The organism is Arthrobacter sp. EPSL27, from assembly GCF_001512305.1.
Classification (GTDB): Bacteria; Actinomycetota; Actinomycetes; order Actinomycetales; family Micrococcaceae; genus Arthrobacter.
Genome location: NZ_LNUT01000005.1, coordinates 651,100 through 665,950, shown reverse-complemented (window position 1 = coordinate 665,950; position 14,851 = coordinate 651,100). Strand labels below are relative to the sequence as shown.

Sequence of the window (14,851 nt, the reverse complement as noted above, 5' to 3'; positions counted from 1 at the left end):
CCCGGCCCTCCCGTACCTCCGGGAGCTCGTCGGATTAGCCGGCGGCCTGCGCGGTGAGGGCGCGGTGCAGGTGGCTGCGCTGTTCGATGATGATGCGGCGCAGCGCGCGCGGTGCCTCCGGGTGCGCGGCAAGCCATGCGTCCGTTTGGACAATCACGGGGTGGGTGTCCGGCGTGGCTCCCGACCCCTGCCCGTCCGGATCCTGCCCGTCCAGATCCTGCCCCGTCGGGTAGAGCCCGCGGACGATCCGGCTGGCGATTTCAATGCTGCGCCCGGCCCACACCTCCTCCAGGCACGCAAAGTACCGGTCAATGAAGCCGCGCAGCTGGGCTGCCGGGGCCGTGTTGAAACCCGCGATTGTGGCGCTCAGCAGCTGGTTGGACAGCGAGGTGCCGTGCACCGCCTCCTGCCAGGCGGCCTCTTTAACGCCGGCGTCGGGCCGGGCCGCGAGGGCGGTGGCGTGCCCCGCCCTGCCGGCTGCGGTGTTGTCCCGGGCCAGTTCCGTCTCGAGCTGTTCCGCGGTGGCTTCGCCGTGGGCCGCCACGGCGTGCCAGAAGTTCCAGCGCAGCTCGGCGTCGACGGAGAGACCCTCGATGACCGTGCTGCCGTCAAGGATGCCGCGGAGCAGGTCCAGTTCGCTGCCGTCGTACCGGCTGGCCGCGGCCACCGTGCGGGCCCAAGCCAGCTGCTGGTCTGAACCCGGTACGGCCCGCTGCAGCTGGTCGGCGGCGAAGGACAGGAAACCGCGGCGCGCGGCCGGCCGGGTGGCCGCCGGCACGTAACGTTCGATCGCCGTGGACGCGTTGCCCAGGACGGCCAGCAGCACGCCGATCCCGGATTCGGCGGGGCCGAAGCGCTCGACGGCGTCGACGTACAGGGATGCCGGAGTGGCGGCGTCCCGGGCCGAGTCCCACAGCGCGGTCCAGCACAGGGCCCGGGCCATCGGATCAGTGAGCGCGCCGAGCGAGCTGCGGACCGTCGCTTCGGACTGCGGGTCCAGCCGGACCTTGGCGTAGCTGAGGTCCTCGTCGTTGACCAGCAGCAGGGCGGGCCGCGACCGGCCCGCGAGCGCGGGCACCTCGGTGCGGGCGCCGGCGACGTCGGTTTCGACGCTCCCGGTGCGGACCAGGGCCCCGGCCTCGTCCAGGTCGTACAGGCCGATGCGCAGCCGGTGCGGCCGCGGCTCCTGCCGGCCCGTCGTCGGATCCTCGGCGTCCTGGTGCAGGGTCACGGTGCCCAGCACGCCGTCGTGCTCCTCGATCCCGGCCGTGAGGGTGGAGATGCCGGAGGTCTGCAGCCACTGGCGGGCCCAGTCCGCGAGGTCCCGGCCCGAGGCGGTGCTGAGCGCGGCCAGCAGGTCAGCCAGGGTGGTGTTGCCGTAGGCGTGCTCTTTGAAGTACCGGCGCGACCCGTCGATGAACGCGTCGAAGCCCACGTAGGCCACCAGCTGTTTGAGCACCGAGGCGCCCTTGGCGTAGGTGATGCCGTCGAAGTTCTGCTTGGCAGCTTCCAGGTCGGGGATGTCGGCGACGATCGGGTGCGTGGTGGGCAGCTGGTCCTGCACGTAGGCCCAGGCCTTGCGGTTGTTGGCAAAATTCACCCAGGCGGTGTCCCAGGCCGTGGTGCGGTCCACGCCGAGGGTTCCCATGTAGTCCGCGAAGGACTCCTTCAGCCACAGGTCGTCCCACCACTGCATGGTGACCAGGTCGCCGAACCACATGTGCGCCATCTCGTGCAGCAGCGTGTTCGCTCGGGCCTGGTACTGGGAGTCGGCCGCCCGGGAGGTGAAGACGTAGCTTTCCGTGAACGTCACGAGGCCGGGGTTCTCCATGGCGCCGAGGTTGTATTCCGGCACGAAGGCCTGCTCGTACTTGCCCCACGGGTACGGGAAGTCAAAGAGGCGGTTGAAGAAGTCCAGGCCGTTCTTGGTGAGGTCCATCAGTGCGGCGGTGTCAAAGGACGGCGCCATCGAGGCACGGCAGTACAGCGCCAGCGGCACCTCCAGGGTGGTGCCGTCGTCGAGCGTTCCGCACCAGGAATCCTCGGCCTTGAAGTACGGGCCCGCCAGGACGGTGGTGATGTACGTGGACATCCGCCGGGTGGGGGCGAAGTCCCAGCAACTGGTGCCCGGCCGGTCCGTCAGCGGCGTCCGCCGGGTTTCGGTTCCGTTGGAGGAGACCTGCCACGCGGACGGTGCCAGCACATGGAAGGTGAATTCTGCCTTGAGGTCCGGCTGTTCGAAGTTGGCGAACACCCGGCGCGCGTCCGCGGGCTCGTATTGGGTGTAGAGGTAGCACTGGCCGTCGGCCGGGTCGAAGAAGCGGTGCATGCCTTCCCCGGATGTGCTGTACCGCGCCGTGGCCATCACAGTCACCTGGTTCTCCGCCTGGAGGTTGTCCAGCCGGATCCGGGCGCCGTCCACGACGTCGGCCACCGGAAGGTCCGCGCCGTTGAGGACGACGCTGTGCACGTCGCTGCCGATGAAGTCCAGAAACGTGGAGGCGCCGGGGCGGGCAGCGGAGAAGGTGATCACGCTGCGGCTCGGGTAGCCGGCGACGTCCGGATCGGCAGCCTGCCGGACGTCCAGGGTGACGTCATAGCTGTGGGTGGTGATCAGGGCAGAGCGGGTTGCGGCTTCATCGCGGCGCAGGTTCTGGTTCGGCACCCAGCTATCTAATCATGAGGAACGCGGCGCCCAGGCCCAGTGCGGCGATCAGCAGCCAGGACGCCAGGGCGGCCAGCAGCGCCCGTGTCCCGGTGTGCAGCAGCTGGCCCACGCGCACCGCCGAGCCCAGTCCGAACAGGGCCATTCCGAGGGCGATGTCCTGCAGCACGGCGGCGGCGTCGAGGGCTGCGGGGGAGAGCCACCCGGTGGAGCGCAGGGCCGCGAAGGCGACGAACCCGAGCACGAACAGCGGGACAATCGGCGGACGCTTCATGCCTTCGCCGGCGCCGGCGGTGCTGCGGTGGTGCAGCCCCGCGGCGGCGGTGATGGGCGCCAGCAGGATCACGCGGGTGAGTTTGACGACGACGGCGACCGCCAGCGCCGAGGCCCCTGCGGTCTGGGCGGTGGCCACCACCTGGCCGACGTCGTGCACGGAAGCGCCGGCCCACGCGCCGAAGACCTCCGGGCTGAGGCCCAGCGGCCGGATAAGCAGCGGCAGCACCCCGATGGCCAGGGTGCCGCACAGGGTGACCAGAGCCACCGGAAGGACGGTGTCGGCCTGGCGGATCCGGCGCACGGCCGCCATGGCCCCGATGGCAGATGCCCCGCAGATGGAAAACCCGGTGGCAACCAGCAGCGAGACATGCGGCGGCAGCCGGAACAGCCGGCCGATGCCGTACGTCCCGGCGAAGGCGGCGAGCACCACGCCCGTGATCAGCAGCAGCGATTCCCAGCCGAGCCCGAGCACGTCCCCCAGGCTGACTTTCAGGCCCAGGATCACGATGCCGGCGCGCATCAGGTGCTTGCCGGCGAAGTCCAGGCCCGCCCGTCCCCGCCCTGCTGTCCAGCCGGAGAGCCCGGGGATGTTAGCGGCGAGCAGCCCGAACGCCACGGCCAGCGTCATGGCCGGAAGGACCGGAACCAGGATGTGGACGGCCAGGGCCAGGACGACGGCGGCCGCGGCGGCCAGCAGGCCGGGTACCGTGGCCGCAACCGGGCCGGGCAACGGTCCCGGTAACGGTCGGGGCGGCGGAGTGGCGCCGGGCCGCGGTGAAGAAGGAAAGACAGGCACGCACCTACCTTGCCTCAACCGGGCGGAAATGCCGCTACCGGCACAGCGGGCGCCCCGCGCGGGCGGCCGGAAATGATTTCGCAACAAAAAAGTGATTGTCTAGGAACCATGTCTGACCTATTCCAGGATTACTCCGTGGCCGCCGACCGCACCGGCGCCTACGACGAGATGTTCACCCCCGGGCAGCAGGCCCGGAAGTCGTACGGCCAGGTCGCTGGAGCCCTGCGTGAACTGTCGCTTGCCGACGTCACCGCCCGCGCCGATTCCATGGCGCGGACCTTCCTGGACCGCGGCGTCACCTTCGACTTCGCGGGGGAGGAGCGTCCCTTCCCGCTCGACATCGTGCCCCGGGTCATCCCGGCCGACGAGTGGACGGTCCTGGAGAAGGGTGTGGCGCAGCGCGTGCGCGCCCTCGAGGCGTTCCTCAACGACGTCTACGACAAGATGGCCGTGGTGTCCGACGGTGTCATCCCGCGCCAGCTCGTCACCACCAGCGCGCATTTCCACCGCCAGGTGCACGGCTTCGAACCCGCCGGCGGGGTGCGTGTGCACATCTCGGGAATCGACGTCGTCCGTGACGCCGCCGGGACCTTCCGGGTCCTGGAGGACAACGTGCGCGTCCCCTCCGGCGTCAGCTACGTCCTGGAAAACCGCCGCGCCATGGCCAAGGGCCTGCCCGAGGCCTTCGGCCAGCAGCTGATCCGCCCGGTCGAAGAGTACCCCCGGCGGCTCTTGTCGGCCCTGCGCAAAACGGCACCGTCCGGCGTCGACGACCCCACTGTGGTGGTCCTGACCCCCGGCGTCTTCAACAGCGCCTACTTCGAGCACACCCTGCTCGCCGGCCTCATGGGCGTGGAACTGGTCGAGGGGCGTGACCTGATCTGCCGCGGCAACCGCGTCTACATGCGCACCACCGCCGGCGAACAGCGCGTGGACGTGATCTACAAGCGCATCGACGACGAATTCCTGGACCCGCTGCAGTTCCGCGCCGACTCCATGCTGGGCTGCCCCGGCCTTGTCAACGCGGCCCGCGCCGGAGGCGTGACCATCGCCAACGCCGTGGGCAACGGCGTCGCCGACGACAAGCTGGTCTACAGCTACGTCCCGGACCTGATCCGCTACTACCTCAGCGAAGAACCCGTGATCGCCAACGTGGACACCTTCCGGCTCGAAGAGAAGGAAGCCCGGGAAGAGGTCCTCGACCGGCTGGACGAACTGGTGGTCAAACCCGTGGACGGCTCCGGCGGCAAGGGCCTGGTCATCGGCCCGGATGCCTCCGCGGACGAACTCGAGGCGCTGCGCAAACGCATCGTCACGGACCCCCGGGGCTGGATCGCGCAGCCGGTGCTGCAGCTGTCCACCGTCCCCACGCTCAGCGGAGACAAGTTCGGCCCCCGCCACGTGGACCTGCGCCCGTTCGCCGTCAATGACGGCGACGACGTCTGGGTCCTGCCGGGCGGCCTCACCCGGGTGGCGCTCAAGGAGGGTTCACTGATTGTGAACTCCAGCCAGGGCGGCGGGTCCAAGGACACCTGGGTCCTGGCCGATTCCCCGGAGGTGCCGGTGGAGGCCCTGCCGCGCCCGGCCATCACGGTCCGCGAACGCGTCTCAGTGTGGCCCGTTGAAAGCAACTGGCGCGACAGCCAGAAGGAGCAGCAGCAATGAGCCGCAGCACCGTCGGGTGCGAAGTTCCGCTGTCCTGCCCTGTTCAGATTTCCCATGCGCTGGAGGTAACCGCGAATGCTTAGCCGGATCGCCGAATCACTGTTTTGGATCGGCCGCTACGTGGAGCGGGCCGACGGCACCGCCCGGATCCTTGACGTCCACCTGGAGCGGCTCAACCACCTGCCCATGGAGGAGCAGCGCAGCGTGGCGCAGGAACTCCTGGCCGTCATGGGCGCCCGCGCACAGAGCGAGGACTTCGGCCTGCCCGAACTGCTCAATGCCCTCGCGTACGACAAGCAGAGCGCAACGTCCATCGCCGGTTCCCTCGGCGCTGCGCGGGAGAACGCCCGCCGGGCCCGGGAGACTGTGTCCTCCGGGCTCTGGGAAAGCCTGAACACCACGTACTACGGGCTCAACCAGCACCGCAAGGACGTGGTGGGCACTTACCGTTTCTGCAACTGGGTCCTGGAACGCACGGCCATGGTCAGCGGCCTCGCGGACACCACCGTGAGCCACGACGAGAGCTGGCAGTTCCTGGTCCTGGGCCGCTCGCTGGAACGCGCCGACATGACCGCGCGGATGCTGTCCACCCGCGACGTGCTATCCGCGGGCATGTCCTGGGTGAACATGCTCCGCTGCGCCGGCGCCTACGAGTCGTTCCTGCGGACCCGCCGCGCGGCTTTCGGCGACCAGCACGCCGCCGAGTTCCTGCTGCTGGACCGGCTGTTCCCGCGCTCCATCGTGTACGCGCTGCGCGACGCCGACGAGTGCCTCGCCAAGCTGGATCCCTCGGCGCAGCGCGTCGGCTTCATCAATGACGCCCGCCGGATCGTGGGCCAGGCCCGCACATTCCTCGAGTTCCACCGCACCGACGACCTGATGTCCGAACTGCCGGAGCACATGGAGCGCGTGCAGAAGGCCGTCTCGCAGGCGTCGGACGCCATTTCCCGTAAGTACTTCAATCAGGCAGACGAACTGGCCTGGGTGGGAGAAGTTTCATGACCCGGCTGAGCATCACGCACAAGACCGCGTACAAGTACAACAAGCGGGTCACGCTGTCCTACAACGAGGCGCGCATGACGCCGCTGACGGATCCCCAGCAGGTGGTGCTGGAGTCCTCGCTGAAGGTCTCCCCGTCCCAGGCCGCGCTGAGCAGCTACCGCGACTACTGGGGCACCCGGGTCACGGCTTTTGACATGCAGATGCCGCACGAGCACCTGGAAGTCCTGTCCACCACCACGGTGGAGGTCCACCGGGTGGAACGCATCCCGGCGGAGTCGGACATTGTGGGCTGGGATGTCCTGGCGGCCCCGGAGACGCTCAACAGGTTCAGCGACTGGATCCCGCAGTCGCAGCTCACCGGGCCGGGCGCCGAAGTCCTCGCAATCGTTCCCGGCGTCGTCGAGGGCAAAAACCCGCACGACGCCGCCATGGCCATCTTTGAGTGGATGCGCGGCGAGATGACCTACATGAAGGGCTCTACCGGCGTCACCACCAACGCCGAGCAGGCCTGGAACCAGCGCCAGGGCGTCTGCCAGGACCTGGCGCACCTCGCCATCGCCGCCCTCCGCAGCCGCGGCATCCCGGCCCGCTACGTCTCCGGTTACCTGCACCCGCGCTCGTCGGCGGACATCGGCGAGACGGTCGCGGGCCAGTCGCACGCGTGGCTGGAATGGTGGGACGGGGAATGGCGCAGCTGGGACCCCACCAACCACAAGCCGGCCGGTGACTTCCACGTGACCGTGGCGCGGGGCCGGGATTACCGTGATGTGCCCCCGCTGAAGGGCATCCTCTCCGGCGGGGGCGGTTCCTCCCTCAATGTGACCGTGGAGATCACCCGGCTCGCCTGACGCGCGGGGCCGGGCCGGTCCTACTCGAACCCGGAACGGGTGGCGTCGTCCAGCGGCGTCCACCACGTCAGCGGCGGGACCACCTTGAACCGGCGTCCCGTCACGGTGTCCGGAGTGATCCGGACGAAGTGTTCCTTCTTGCCTGCCTGCCAGGGGAAGAGGAGGAGGCCCACGGTGTCGAGCACTTCCTGCTGGTTCTGCACGGGGGCCGCCTGGCCCTTGATGACCACGCTCCAGGCAATGCCGCTGTCCGCGTCGACCCCGTCGGCTTCGAGGGCCACGGGGGTGTCGCCGGTGGCGGACTGCAGCTTGGTGCCATCGGCCGTGCGAAACACCAGCGTTCCGTGGTCCACCTTGTAGTTGATGGGGAAGATGTCGGGATGGTCATCCACCCAGACCGCGAGCCTGCCCACGGAAACGCCGCGTAAAAGCCGCCAGCATTCGTGGTGGTCAAGGGTCTCAACTTCGTAGGCCTGCTGGTGTTTGCCCTGGTTCGCATCATCGCTCATGGCCTCGAGCGTACGCCAGGAGCCCGCCCGCGAGGTAGGGGAAAAGGTCACAATCGACGGGATTACTATGCCTGCCCCGGGCCTTTGGGCCCGCGACGGGGTATTCTGGCTTCACAATCGTCAGCGCCGACGATCGTTGTGTCCGTTGTAGTGAATTGGGGCCTTAAGCATGCAGACACTTGGGGGAGATCCGGACTACACCACGGAGCCGCAGCCCATGATAGATGGCGTGCTGAAGGGTTTCGTGTCCAGGGCCGAGGAACTGCTCCAGTCACAGGAACGGATGGCCGGCCTGCTCGAAGCTGTGGTCGCTGTTGCCGAGGACCTCAGCCTGGACGCTGTCCTGGAGCGCGTGGTGCAGTCCGCCTGCCGCCTTCTCCATGCCCGCTACGGCGCCCTGGGCGTCATCGGCGACAACCTCGCCCTCAGCCACTTCATTACCGTCGGCATCGACCAGGAACTCGCCCACCGCATCGGCCCGTTGCCTACAGGCCACGGCGTGCTGGGCCTGCTGATTTCCGAGCCGCGCCCCCTCCGACTGCACGACCTGCGCGAGCATCCCGAGTCGTTCGGCTTCCCGGCGAACCACCCGCCCATGAAGTCCTTCCTCGGCGTTCCGGTGCGGGTCCGCGACGTCGTCTTTGGCAATCTGTACCTGACGGAAAAGGAAGACGGCACTGACTTCACGGCCGAGGACGAAGGCCTGGCGGTGGCGCTGGCGGCCGCCGCGGGCGTGGCGATCGAGAACGCCCGCCTCTACGACGATGCCCGGCGCCGGGCCCGCTGGCTGGAGGCCTGCATGGACGTCTCCGGCCTGGTCCTTGGCAGCGACCGCGACTACACCTCGGGGGGACTGGATCCGGTTGCCAGCCGCGCGCTGCAGGAATCGGGATCCCGGCTGGCGCTGCTGGTGGCACCGGCCACAGGCGGTGCCAGCCACATTGTTGCCGGCGTCGCCGGCAAGGACGCCGCCTCGTTCTCGGGGCGCACGCTGGCCCTTGATTCGCCGCTGCTCGAAAGCGTCCTTGACGGCGGCGAACCTGTAGTCCTCGAGGATGCCTCCGCCGTGATCGGCGACGCCGACTGCGGCGCAGCCGGCCCCCTGCTGGCCGTGGCGCTCAGCACCCAGGGCGCGCACCACGGGCTCCTGCTGCTGCTCCGGGACCGCGAGGCACTGCCTTTCGCCCGGACGGACATAGAGATGGGCGCCGTGTTCGGGTCGCATGTCGCCCTGGCCCTGGAACTGTCCCGCGTGCACCGGCTCCGCGAAGAGCTCCTGGTGTTCACGGACCGGGACCGGATTGCCCGCGACCTCCATGACCTGGTCATCCAGCGGTTGTTCGCGGCCGGGCTGAGCGTGCAGAGCCTGACCCGTTTCACGAAGGACGAACTCGCCACCGAACGCATCCGCACCATCACCGGCGAGCTGGACGAGGCGATCCGCAGCCTCCGGGACACCATCTACTCACTCAAGAGCAGCAGCGGGGAAACGGAGCTGCTCAGCGGACGGATCCGGCGGGTGACCCGCAGTTCGGCGAAGTCCATGCCCTTCACCCCGCGGCTGACCATTACCGGCCCGGTGGACGCCGTCACCCCGGACAAGGCGGACAATGTGGTGGCGGTCGTGTCGGAGGGCCTCAGCAACGCCATCCGGCATTCCGGCGCTGATGCCATTTCCGTGTCGGTGGGCGTGATAAAGGGCAGGGTCACCGTGGTCATCACGGACAACGGCGCCGGCTTCGACGAACCCGAAAAGCGCCGGGGCCTGGCCAACCTTGAAGACCGCGCGCGGATGCTCGACGGCGAATGCATCATCACCAGCGCCCCGGAGGCCGGAACCAGCCTTGAGTGGTCGGTGCCGCTCTAGCTGACCTGCATGGGCAGAACAGCTAGCGGACGCTGTGTGAGCGGGATGCCTCGGGGTGGCCGGCGGGCTGTGCCGGCGCCGCCGGGCCGGCAATAAAAACTGCGGCCTGGGTGCGCCGTTCGAAGCCCAGCTTGGCCAGCAGCGAGGAGACGTAGTTCTTGACGGTCTTCTCGGCCAGGAACATTTCCGCGGCGATCTGGCGGTTGGTCAGTCCGCCGCCCACCAGTTCCAGCACCCGGCGTTCCTGGGGTGTCAGGGACGCCGTGCGGGGGTCCACTTCGTCGGTCTCCACGAGGCTTTCCACGATGCCCGCCGCGACCCCGTCCTCGAACAGCGATTCGCCCGCGGCGGCCCGGCGCAGCGCCCCGATCAGGTCCGTGCCCCCGATTTCCTTCAGGACGTAGCCGCTGGCGCCCGCCAGCACGGCGCCGCGGAGGGCCTGTTCGTCGTCGAAGCTGGTCAGGATGATGCAGTTCAGTGACGGGTCGATCGATCGCACGTCGCGGCAGACCTCGATTCCGGTCCCGTCCGGGAGCCGGGCGTCGAGGACGCAGACGTCGGGATGGAGGGCCGGTATGCGGCGGGTGGCCTCGACGGCGGAGCCGGAGCTGCCGACGACCTGGAAACCCTCACCCTCGAGGAGCTCCTGCAGGCCGCGCCTGACCAGCTCGTGGTCGTCGAGGATAAAGACGCGGATGACGGACTTTTCCCCGTCGGGTGCGCCGAGACCTGCGTCTGACCAGGCAATCATGATTCTCCCGTCCGGCGGCTTGCGCTGCCGTGTGTCGTGCGGCTCCCCAGCCCGTTCCGCAGACCGGGCCTGCGGGCCTGCTGTATCCATTGTCGCCGACGCGGGTCCCGCTGTCGCTGTTGCCCGTGCCGCCGTCGTCAGGAATCTTTTTTCCGTTCCCCCGCCGGGGCTGTTGTGCATTCCCGGCGACTGCCATTTTTCTCCCCGCGGAAGGCGAGGGCAAGGGTCCTTGGTCCCGCCGGGTTGCCACGCTTGCCGGGCCCATGACTTTTGGCCCTAGCAGGGACCGCGGACGGCCGACCAATGTAGGCTGGACGCGCCAGCTGTCCAATGTCAGCTGTCCATAGCCAGCTCTCCAACGCCAGCTCTCCAACGAAGGGATCTGCAATGACCGAAGCCAGTGACATCCGGACAATCGTGGTGGGAGTCGACGGTTCCGAGGCGTCGGTTGAGGCCTTGCGCCAGGCCCAGAACCTTGCCAAACCGCTCGCGGCCACGCTGGTGGCGCTGGCCAGCTGGGACGTCCCCCCGGTCTACGACGGGTACATTGCCATGGGCATTGACGACTTTGACGTCCGCGCCGGCGAGATCCTGCAGGAGACAGTGGAGAAGGCCTTCGGGGCGGAAACTCCGGCCAACGTCGAAACGCGGCTCGTGCAGGGCCACCCCCGGCACACCCTGATCGAGGCCAGCCGGGACGCCGACCTGCTGGTGGTGGGACGCCGCGGGCACGGGGGCTTCGGCGGGATGCTGATCGGATCCGTGAGCTCGGCGCTGGTGGCCCACGCGCACTGCCCCGTGCTGGTGGTCCATTCCCCGGAAGCAAAGAACGCGGAACCGAAGAAGGCGGAACAGAAGACAGCGAAGGCCGACTAGGCACCGCGACGGGGCGGCCCGAGGGCCCGGCGCCGCCTACTCGAAGGACGCCCGCCGCGGGTCGGCGAGGCGGGTGCTCCACAGGTCCGGCTTGATGACCTTGAAGCGGCGCCCGGTCAGGGCCTTGGGCGCCAGCCGCACGTAGAAGTCCTTGTCGCCCGGCTGCCACGGCTCCAGCAGCCGCGCGTCGACGGCTTCCTTCTCCTCCTGGCTCTCGATCAGCTGCACCTCGCCGCGGGCCACCACGCTCCAGGCCGCCTGTTCATGGGAGTCGTATCCGTCGATTTCGAATGCCACGGGCTTCGCTGTCATGGCGGCCCACAGCTTGGAGCCGCCGGCGGTGCGGAACACGATGGAGCGGCGGTCCAGCACGAAGTTCACCGGAAAAATCTCGGGATGCCCGTCGATGATCAGGGCGATCCGCCCCACGACTTCGGTGTCCAGCAATACCCAGCACTGGTCAAGGGACAGTCCGAAATCGGGCGCAGGCGTAGTCTCTGTGTTCATGTGGACCCACGTTACGGAGAGTCCCGGTGCCCCATTAGGGCCATAAGACCCCTGGCCCGCGCCGGCCGCCTGTGCTGGCCGCCGTCTACCAGGGGCTCGGCTTGTAGTCCTTCAGGAAGACGCCGTACTGGTCCTCGCCGGCCTCGCCCATCACAATCGGGTCGTAGACCCGGGCTGCCCCGTCCACAAGGTCCAGGGGAGCGTGGAAACCTTCCTCCATGAGGCGGACCTTCGTGTGGTGCGGCCGCTCATCGGTGATCCAGCCGGTGTCGACGGCGGTCATGAGGATGCCGTCGGCGTCCAGCATCTCCTGGGCGCTGGTCCTGGTCATCATGTTCAGCGCCGCTTTGGCCATGTTGGTGTGCGGGTGGCCGGGGCCCTTGTATGCGCGGGAGAACTGGCCTTCCATGGCGCTGACGTTCACGATGTACTTGCGCCGCGCCGTGGAGCGCTTCATGGCGCCCCGGAGGCGGCTGACCAGGAGGAACGGTGCCGTGACGTTGCAGAGTTGGACTTCGAGCATCTCCAGGGGGTCCACCTCGTCCACCACCTGGGTCCAGCTGTTGATGGCCGCGAGGTCCGGGACCAAGCCGCCGGCGTCGATGGCAGTACCGGCGGCAATGCGCTCCAGGGAAGCCGAGCCGGTGGACAGCGCCAGGGACGTGATGGCGTCGCCGGCCAGCACCGGGTGGTCCAGGACGCTGCTCGCCAGCGCCAGCGGGTGCTTGTCGTGGGCGTGGCCGAAGGTGACCAGTTCCGGGCCGCCGTTGGCCGCCTGCAGGGCCGCGGGCAGGGGCTCGTCCTCGGCGTCGACCAGGGGCTTGTAGGCGTTGCCGGAGCGGCGCACGGTCTGGGCCGCGTTGTTGATGATGATGTCGAGCGGTCCCGCCGCGTCCAGGGAATCGGTCAGCGCCATCACCTGGGAGGGGTCACGCAGGTCGATGCCGACAATCCGCAGCCGGTGCAGCCACTCGCCGCTGTCCTCCATGGCCCCGAACCGCCGGGCGGCGTCCTTGGGGAAGCGTGTGGTGATGGTGGTGTGCGCGCCGTCGCGGAGCAGGCGCAGGGCGATGTACATGCCGATCTTTGCCCGCCCGCCGGTGAGGAGGGCCCGGCGGCCGGTGAGGTCCGTCGTGGCGTCGCGCTTGCTGTGGCTGAAAGCCGCGCATTCCGGGCACAGCTGGTGGTAGAAGGCATCCACCTGGGTGTAGTGCTGTTTGCAGATGTAGCAGGGCCTGGACCTGATCAGGTGCCCGGCGATGCTCCCGGTGGTGGACGGGGCCAGTTTGTTCCCGCGGGTTTCATCGTCGATCCGGTCCGGGGCTGCCGTCGCGGTCTGGGCGATCACGGCACGGTCAGCCTCGGCGATCAGGTCGCGCTTGCTGACCCGGCGGTGCCGCTTGACGGCTTTGAACATCTTGCCGGTGGCGCGGCGGACCGAGAGGTAGTCCGGGTGCTCCTCGTCGTAGAGGTGGATGCTGTCCAGGACCTTGAGGCAGGTCTGGATTTCCTCGGCGGTCAGATCGGACGGCAGATCGGGGGAGCTCATTCCGTCAATTTTACAGCCTGCAGGGAGCCCGGCGGACGCTGCCGCCGGGCTCCCAGAGCTGCCGGAAGGGCTACGTGGCGCTGGAAGACTGCTGTCCGGTCACGCCGACGGCGGCCGCCTGCACTTCCGCCACCTTGTCCACGGACTCGCGCAGGGCGGGCCAGTTCTCGGTGGCGGCACGCACCGCATCCGGTACCAGGATCAGGTTGGCGGCTGACAGGGCACGCTCCTGCTCGCCGGGTTCCGGGACCACCTGTCCCTTGGACAGGACGGTGATGCCCGAATCGGTGACCTTGAAGCCGCGGGCCCGGTCCAGTTCGGAGTCGAGGCCGATCGCCGCGCCCGCCGGGACCTTGACGTTCTTGTCGATGATGGCGCGCTTGACCACGGCGCCTGCACCGATGGTCACCTTGTCCATGAGGACGGAGTCCAGCACGCGGCTGGAGGTGCCCACGTAGACGTCGTTGGAGAGGACGGAGCCTTCCACGATGCCGCCGGAGATCACCACGCCGCTGGCGACGATCGAATCCAGGGCCGTTCCCACCGTGTTCTTCTCGCCGCGGACGAACTTGGCCGGCGGGGAAATGCTCTGCCGGGTGTAAATCGGCCACTCGGAGTTGTACAGGTTGAACACCGGCACCGGCGAGATGAGGTCCATGTGCGCGTCATAGAACGAGTCGATGGTGCCCACGTCGCGCCAGTAGGTGCGGTCGCGTTCCGTGGAGCCGGGGATCTCGTTCAGCGTGAAGTCGTAGACCCCGGCCTCGCCCTTGTCGACGAAGTAGGGGATGATGTCGCCGCCCATGTCGTGCTTGGTGTCGAGCCGTTCGGCATCGACGTGCAGGGCCTCCACCAGGGCGTCGGCGTTGAAGACGTAATTTCCCATGGACGCGAGGAACTGGGTGGGGTCGGCGGCCAGTCCCGGGGTGGAGGACGGCTTCTCGACGAAGGCGGCAATCTTCTCCGGGTTGTTCGGGTCCACCTCGATGACACCGAACTGGTCTGCCATGTTCAGCGGCTGGCGGACCGCCGCGACAGTGGCCTTGGCGCCGCTTGCGATGTGCTGGTCCACCATCTGGGCAAAGTCCATCCGGTAGACGTGGTCCGCGCCCACGACGACGACGATGTCCGGGTTGGCGTCATGGATCAGGTTCAGGGACTGGTAGATGGCATTGGCGCTGCCGAGGAACCAGCTCTTGCCCACACGCTGCTGCGCGGGCACGGAGGCGATGTAGTTGCCCAGCTGGGTGGACATGCGCCACGTTTCGGAAATGTGGCGGTCCAGGCTGTGCGACTTGTACTGCGTCAGGACCACGATCTGCAGGTAGCGCGAATTGACCAGGTTGGACAGCGCGAAGTCGATAAGCCGGTAACTGCCGGCAAACGGCACGCCGGGCTTGGCCCGGTCCGCCGTCAGCGGCATAAGCCGGTTTCCCTCGCCGCCTGCGAGGACGATGGCCAAAACTTTCCTATTCGGCATGGTGAACGCTCCTGAACGCCGTTGTACTTCCCCAAAACAGTCCGGCACGCCCGAACGTCT

12 protein-coding genes are annotated in these 14,851 nt (G+C 68.4%); 5 read left to right on the top strand and 7 right to left on the bottom strand.

Annotated elements, in window-relative coordinates; translation table 11 throughout:
• Positions 1-34: 34 nt before the first annotated feature.
• Together pepN and AR539_RS13975 are read right to left on the bottom strand one after the other, a co-directional pair.
• Complete coding sequence (gene pepN, locus AR539_RS13980; protein ID WP_066438040.1) at positions 35-2,665, bottom strand: aminopeptidase N; 2,631 nt, start codon at positions 2,663-2,665, stop codon at positions 35-37.
• Positions 2,666-2,669: 4 nt separating this feature from the next.
• Positions 2,670-3,671: a YeiH family protein gene (locus AR539_RS13975; protein ID WP_066438038.1), complete on the bottom strand. Its 1,002-nt coding sequence runs from the start codon at positions 3,669-3,671 to the stop codon at positions 2,670-2,672.
• Positions 3,672-3,845: 174 nt separating this feature from the next.
• Between AR539_RS13975 and AR539_RS13970 the strand changes: the two genes are divergently transcribed.
• The 3 genes from AR539_RS13970 (at position 3,846) to AR539_RS13960 (ending at position 7,252) form a co-directional block, all read left to right on the top strand.
• A complete protein-coding gene (locus tag AR539_RS13970; RefSeq protein WP_066438036.1) occupies positions 3,846-5,402 on the top strand; it encodes a circularly permuted type 2 ATP-grasp protein in 1,557 nt (518 codons plus the stop codon).
• A 75-nt stretch (positions 5,403-5,477) separates the two neighbouring features.
• Positions 5,478-6,404 (top strand): alpha-E domain-containing protein, encoded by a 927-nt coding sequence (locus tag AR539_RS13965; RefSeq protein ID WP_024366688.1) that lies wholly within the window; start codon positions 5,478-5,480, stop codon positions 6,402-6,404.
• Positions 6,401-7,252, top strand: a complete 852-nt coding sequence (locus tag AR539_RS13960) for a transglutaminase family protein (protein WP_066438034.1) — start codon at positions 6,401-6,403, stop codon at positions 7,250-7,252. The genes AR539_RS13965 and AR539_RS13960 overlap by 4 nt, the downstream gene beginning before the upstream one ends.
• A 20-nt stretch (positions 7,253-7,272) precedes the next feature.
• Here the strand turns inward: AR539_RS13960 and AR539_RS13955 are convergent, their stop codons facing one another.
• Positions 7,273-7,761: a pyridoxamine 5'-phosphate oxidase family protein gene (locus AR539_RS13955; RefSeq protein ID WP_066438032.1), complete on the bottom strand. Its 489-nt coding sequence runs from the start codon at positions 7,759-7,761 to the stop codon at positions 7,273-7,275.
• Between the two features lie 169 nt (positions 7,762-7,930).
• On the opposite strand from AR539_RS13955, the gene AR539_RS13950 reads away from it, so the two are divergent.
• Positions 7,931-9,628 (top strand): GAF domain-containing sensor histidine kinase, encoded by a 1,698-nt coding sequence (locus tag AR539_RS13950; RefSeq protein WP_066438029.1) that lies wholly within the window; start codon positions 7,931-7,933, stop codon positions 9,626-9,628.
• Positions 9,629-9,650: 22 nt separating this feature from the next.
• Here the strand turns inward: AR539_RS13950 and AR539_RS13945 are convergent, their stop codons facing one another.
• Positions 9,651-10,379, bottom strand: coding sequence for a response regulator (locus tag AR539_RS13945; protein WP_066438025.1), 729 nt, complete (start codon positions 10,377-10,379; stop codon positions 9,651-9,653).
• 387 nt (positions 10,380-10,766) lie between these two features.
• Here AR539_RS13945 and AR539_RS13940 point away from each other — a divergent pair, with 387 nt between their 5' ends.
• Entirely contained in the window at positions 10,767-11,255 is a 489-nt protein-coding gene (locus tag AR539_RS13940) for a universal stress protein (RefSeq protein WP_066438022.1), read from the top strand.
• A gap of 36 nt (positions 11,256-11,291) precedes the next feature.
• On the opposite strand, the gene AR539_RS13935 is transcribed toward AR539_RS13940, so the two are convergent.
• From AR539_RS13935 to glgC, 3 genes are all read right to left on the bottom strand, one after another.
• Positions 11,292-11,762, bottom strand: coding sequence for a pyridoxamine 5'-phosphate oxidase family protein (locus AR539_RS13935; RefSeq protein ID WP_066438019.1), 471 nt, complete (start codon positions 11,760-11,762; stop codon positions 11,292-11,294).
• Between the two features lie 85 nt (positions 11,763-11,847).
• Positions 11,848-13,311, bottom strand: a complete 1,464-nt coding sequence (locus AR539_RS13930) for an SDR family oxidoreductase (RefSeq protein ID WP_066438018.1) — start codon at positions 13,309-13,311, stop codon at positions 11,848-11,850.
• A 70-nt stretch (positions 13,312-13,381) separates the two neighbouring features.
• Entirely contained in the window at positions 13,382-14,791 is a 1,410-nt protein-coding gene (gene glgC / locus AR539_RS13925) for a glucose-1-phosphate adenylyltransferase (RefSeq protein WP_066438015.1), read from the bottom strand.
• Positions 14,792-14,851 lie beyond the last annotated feature (60 nt).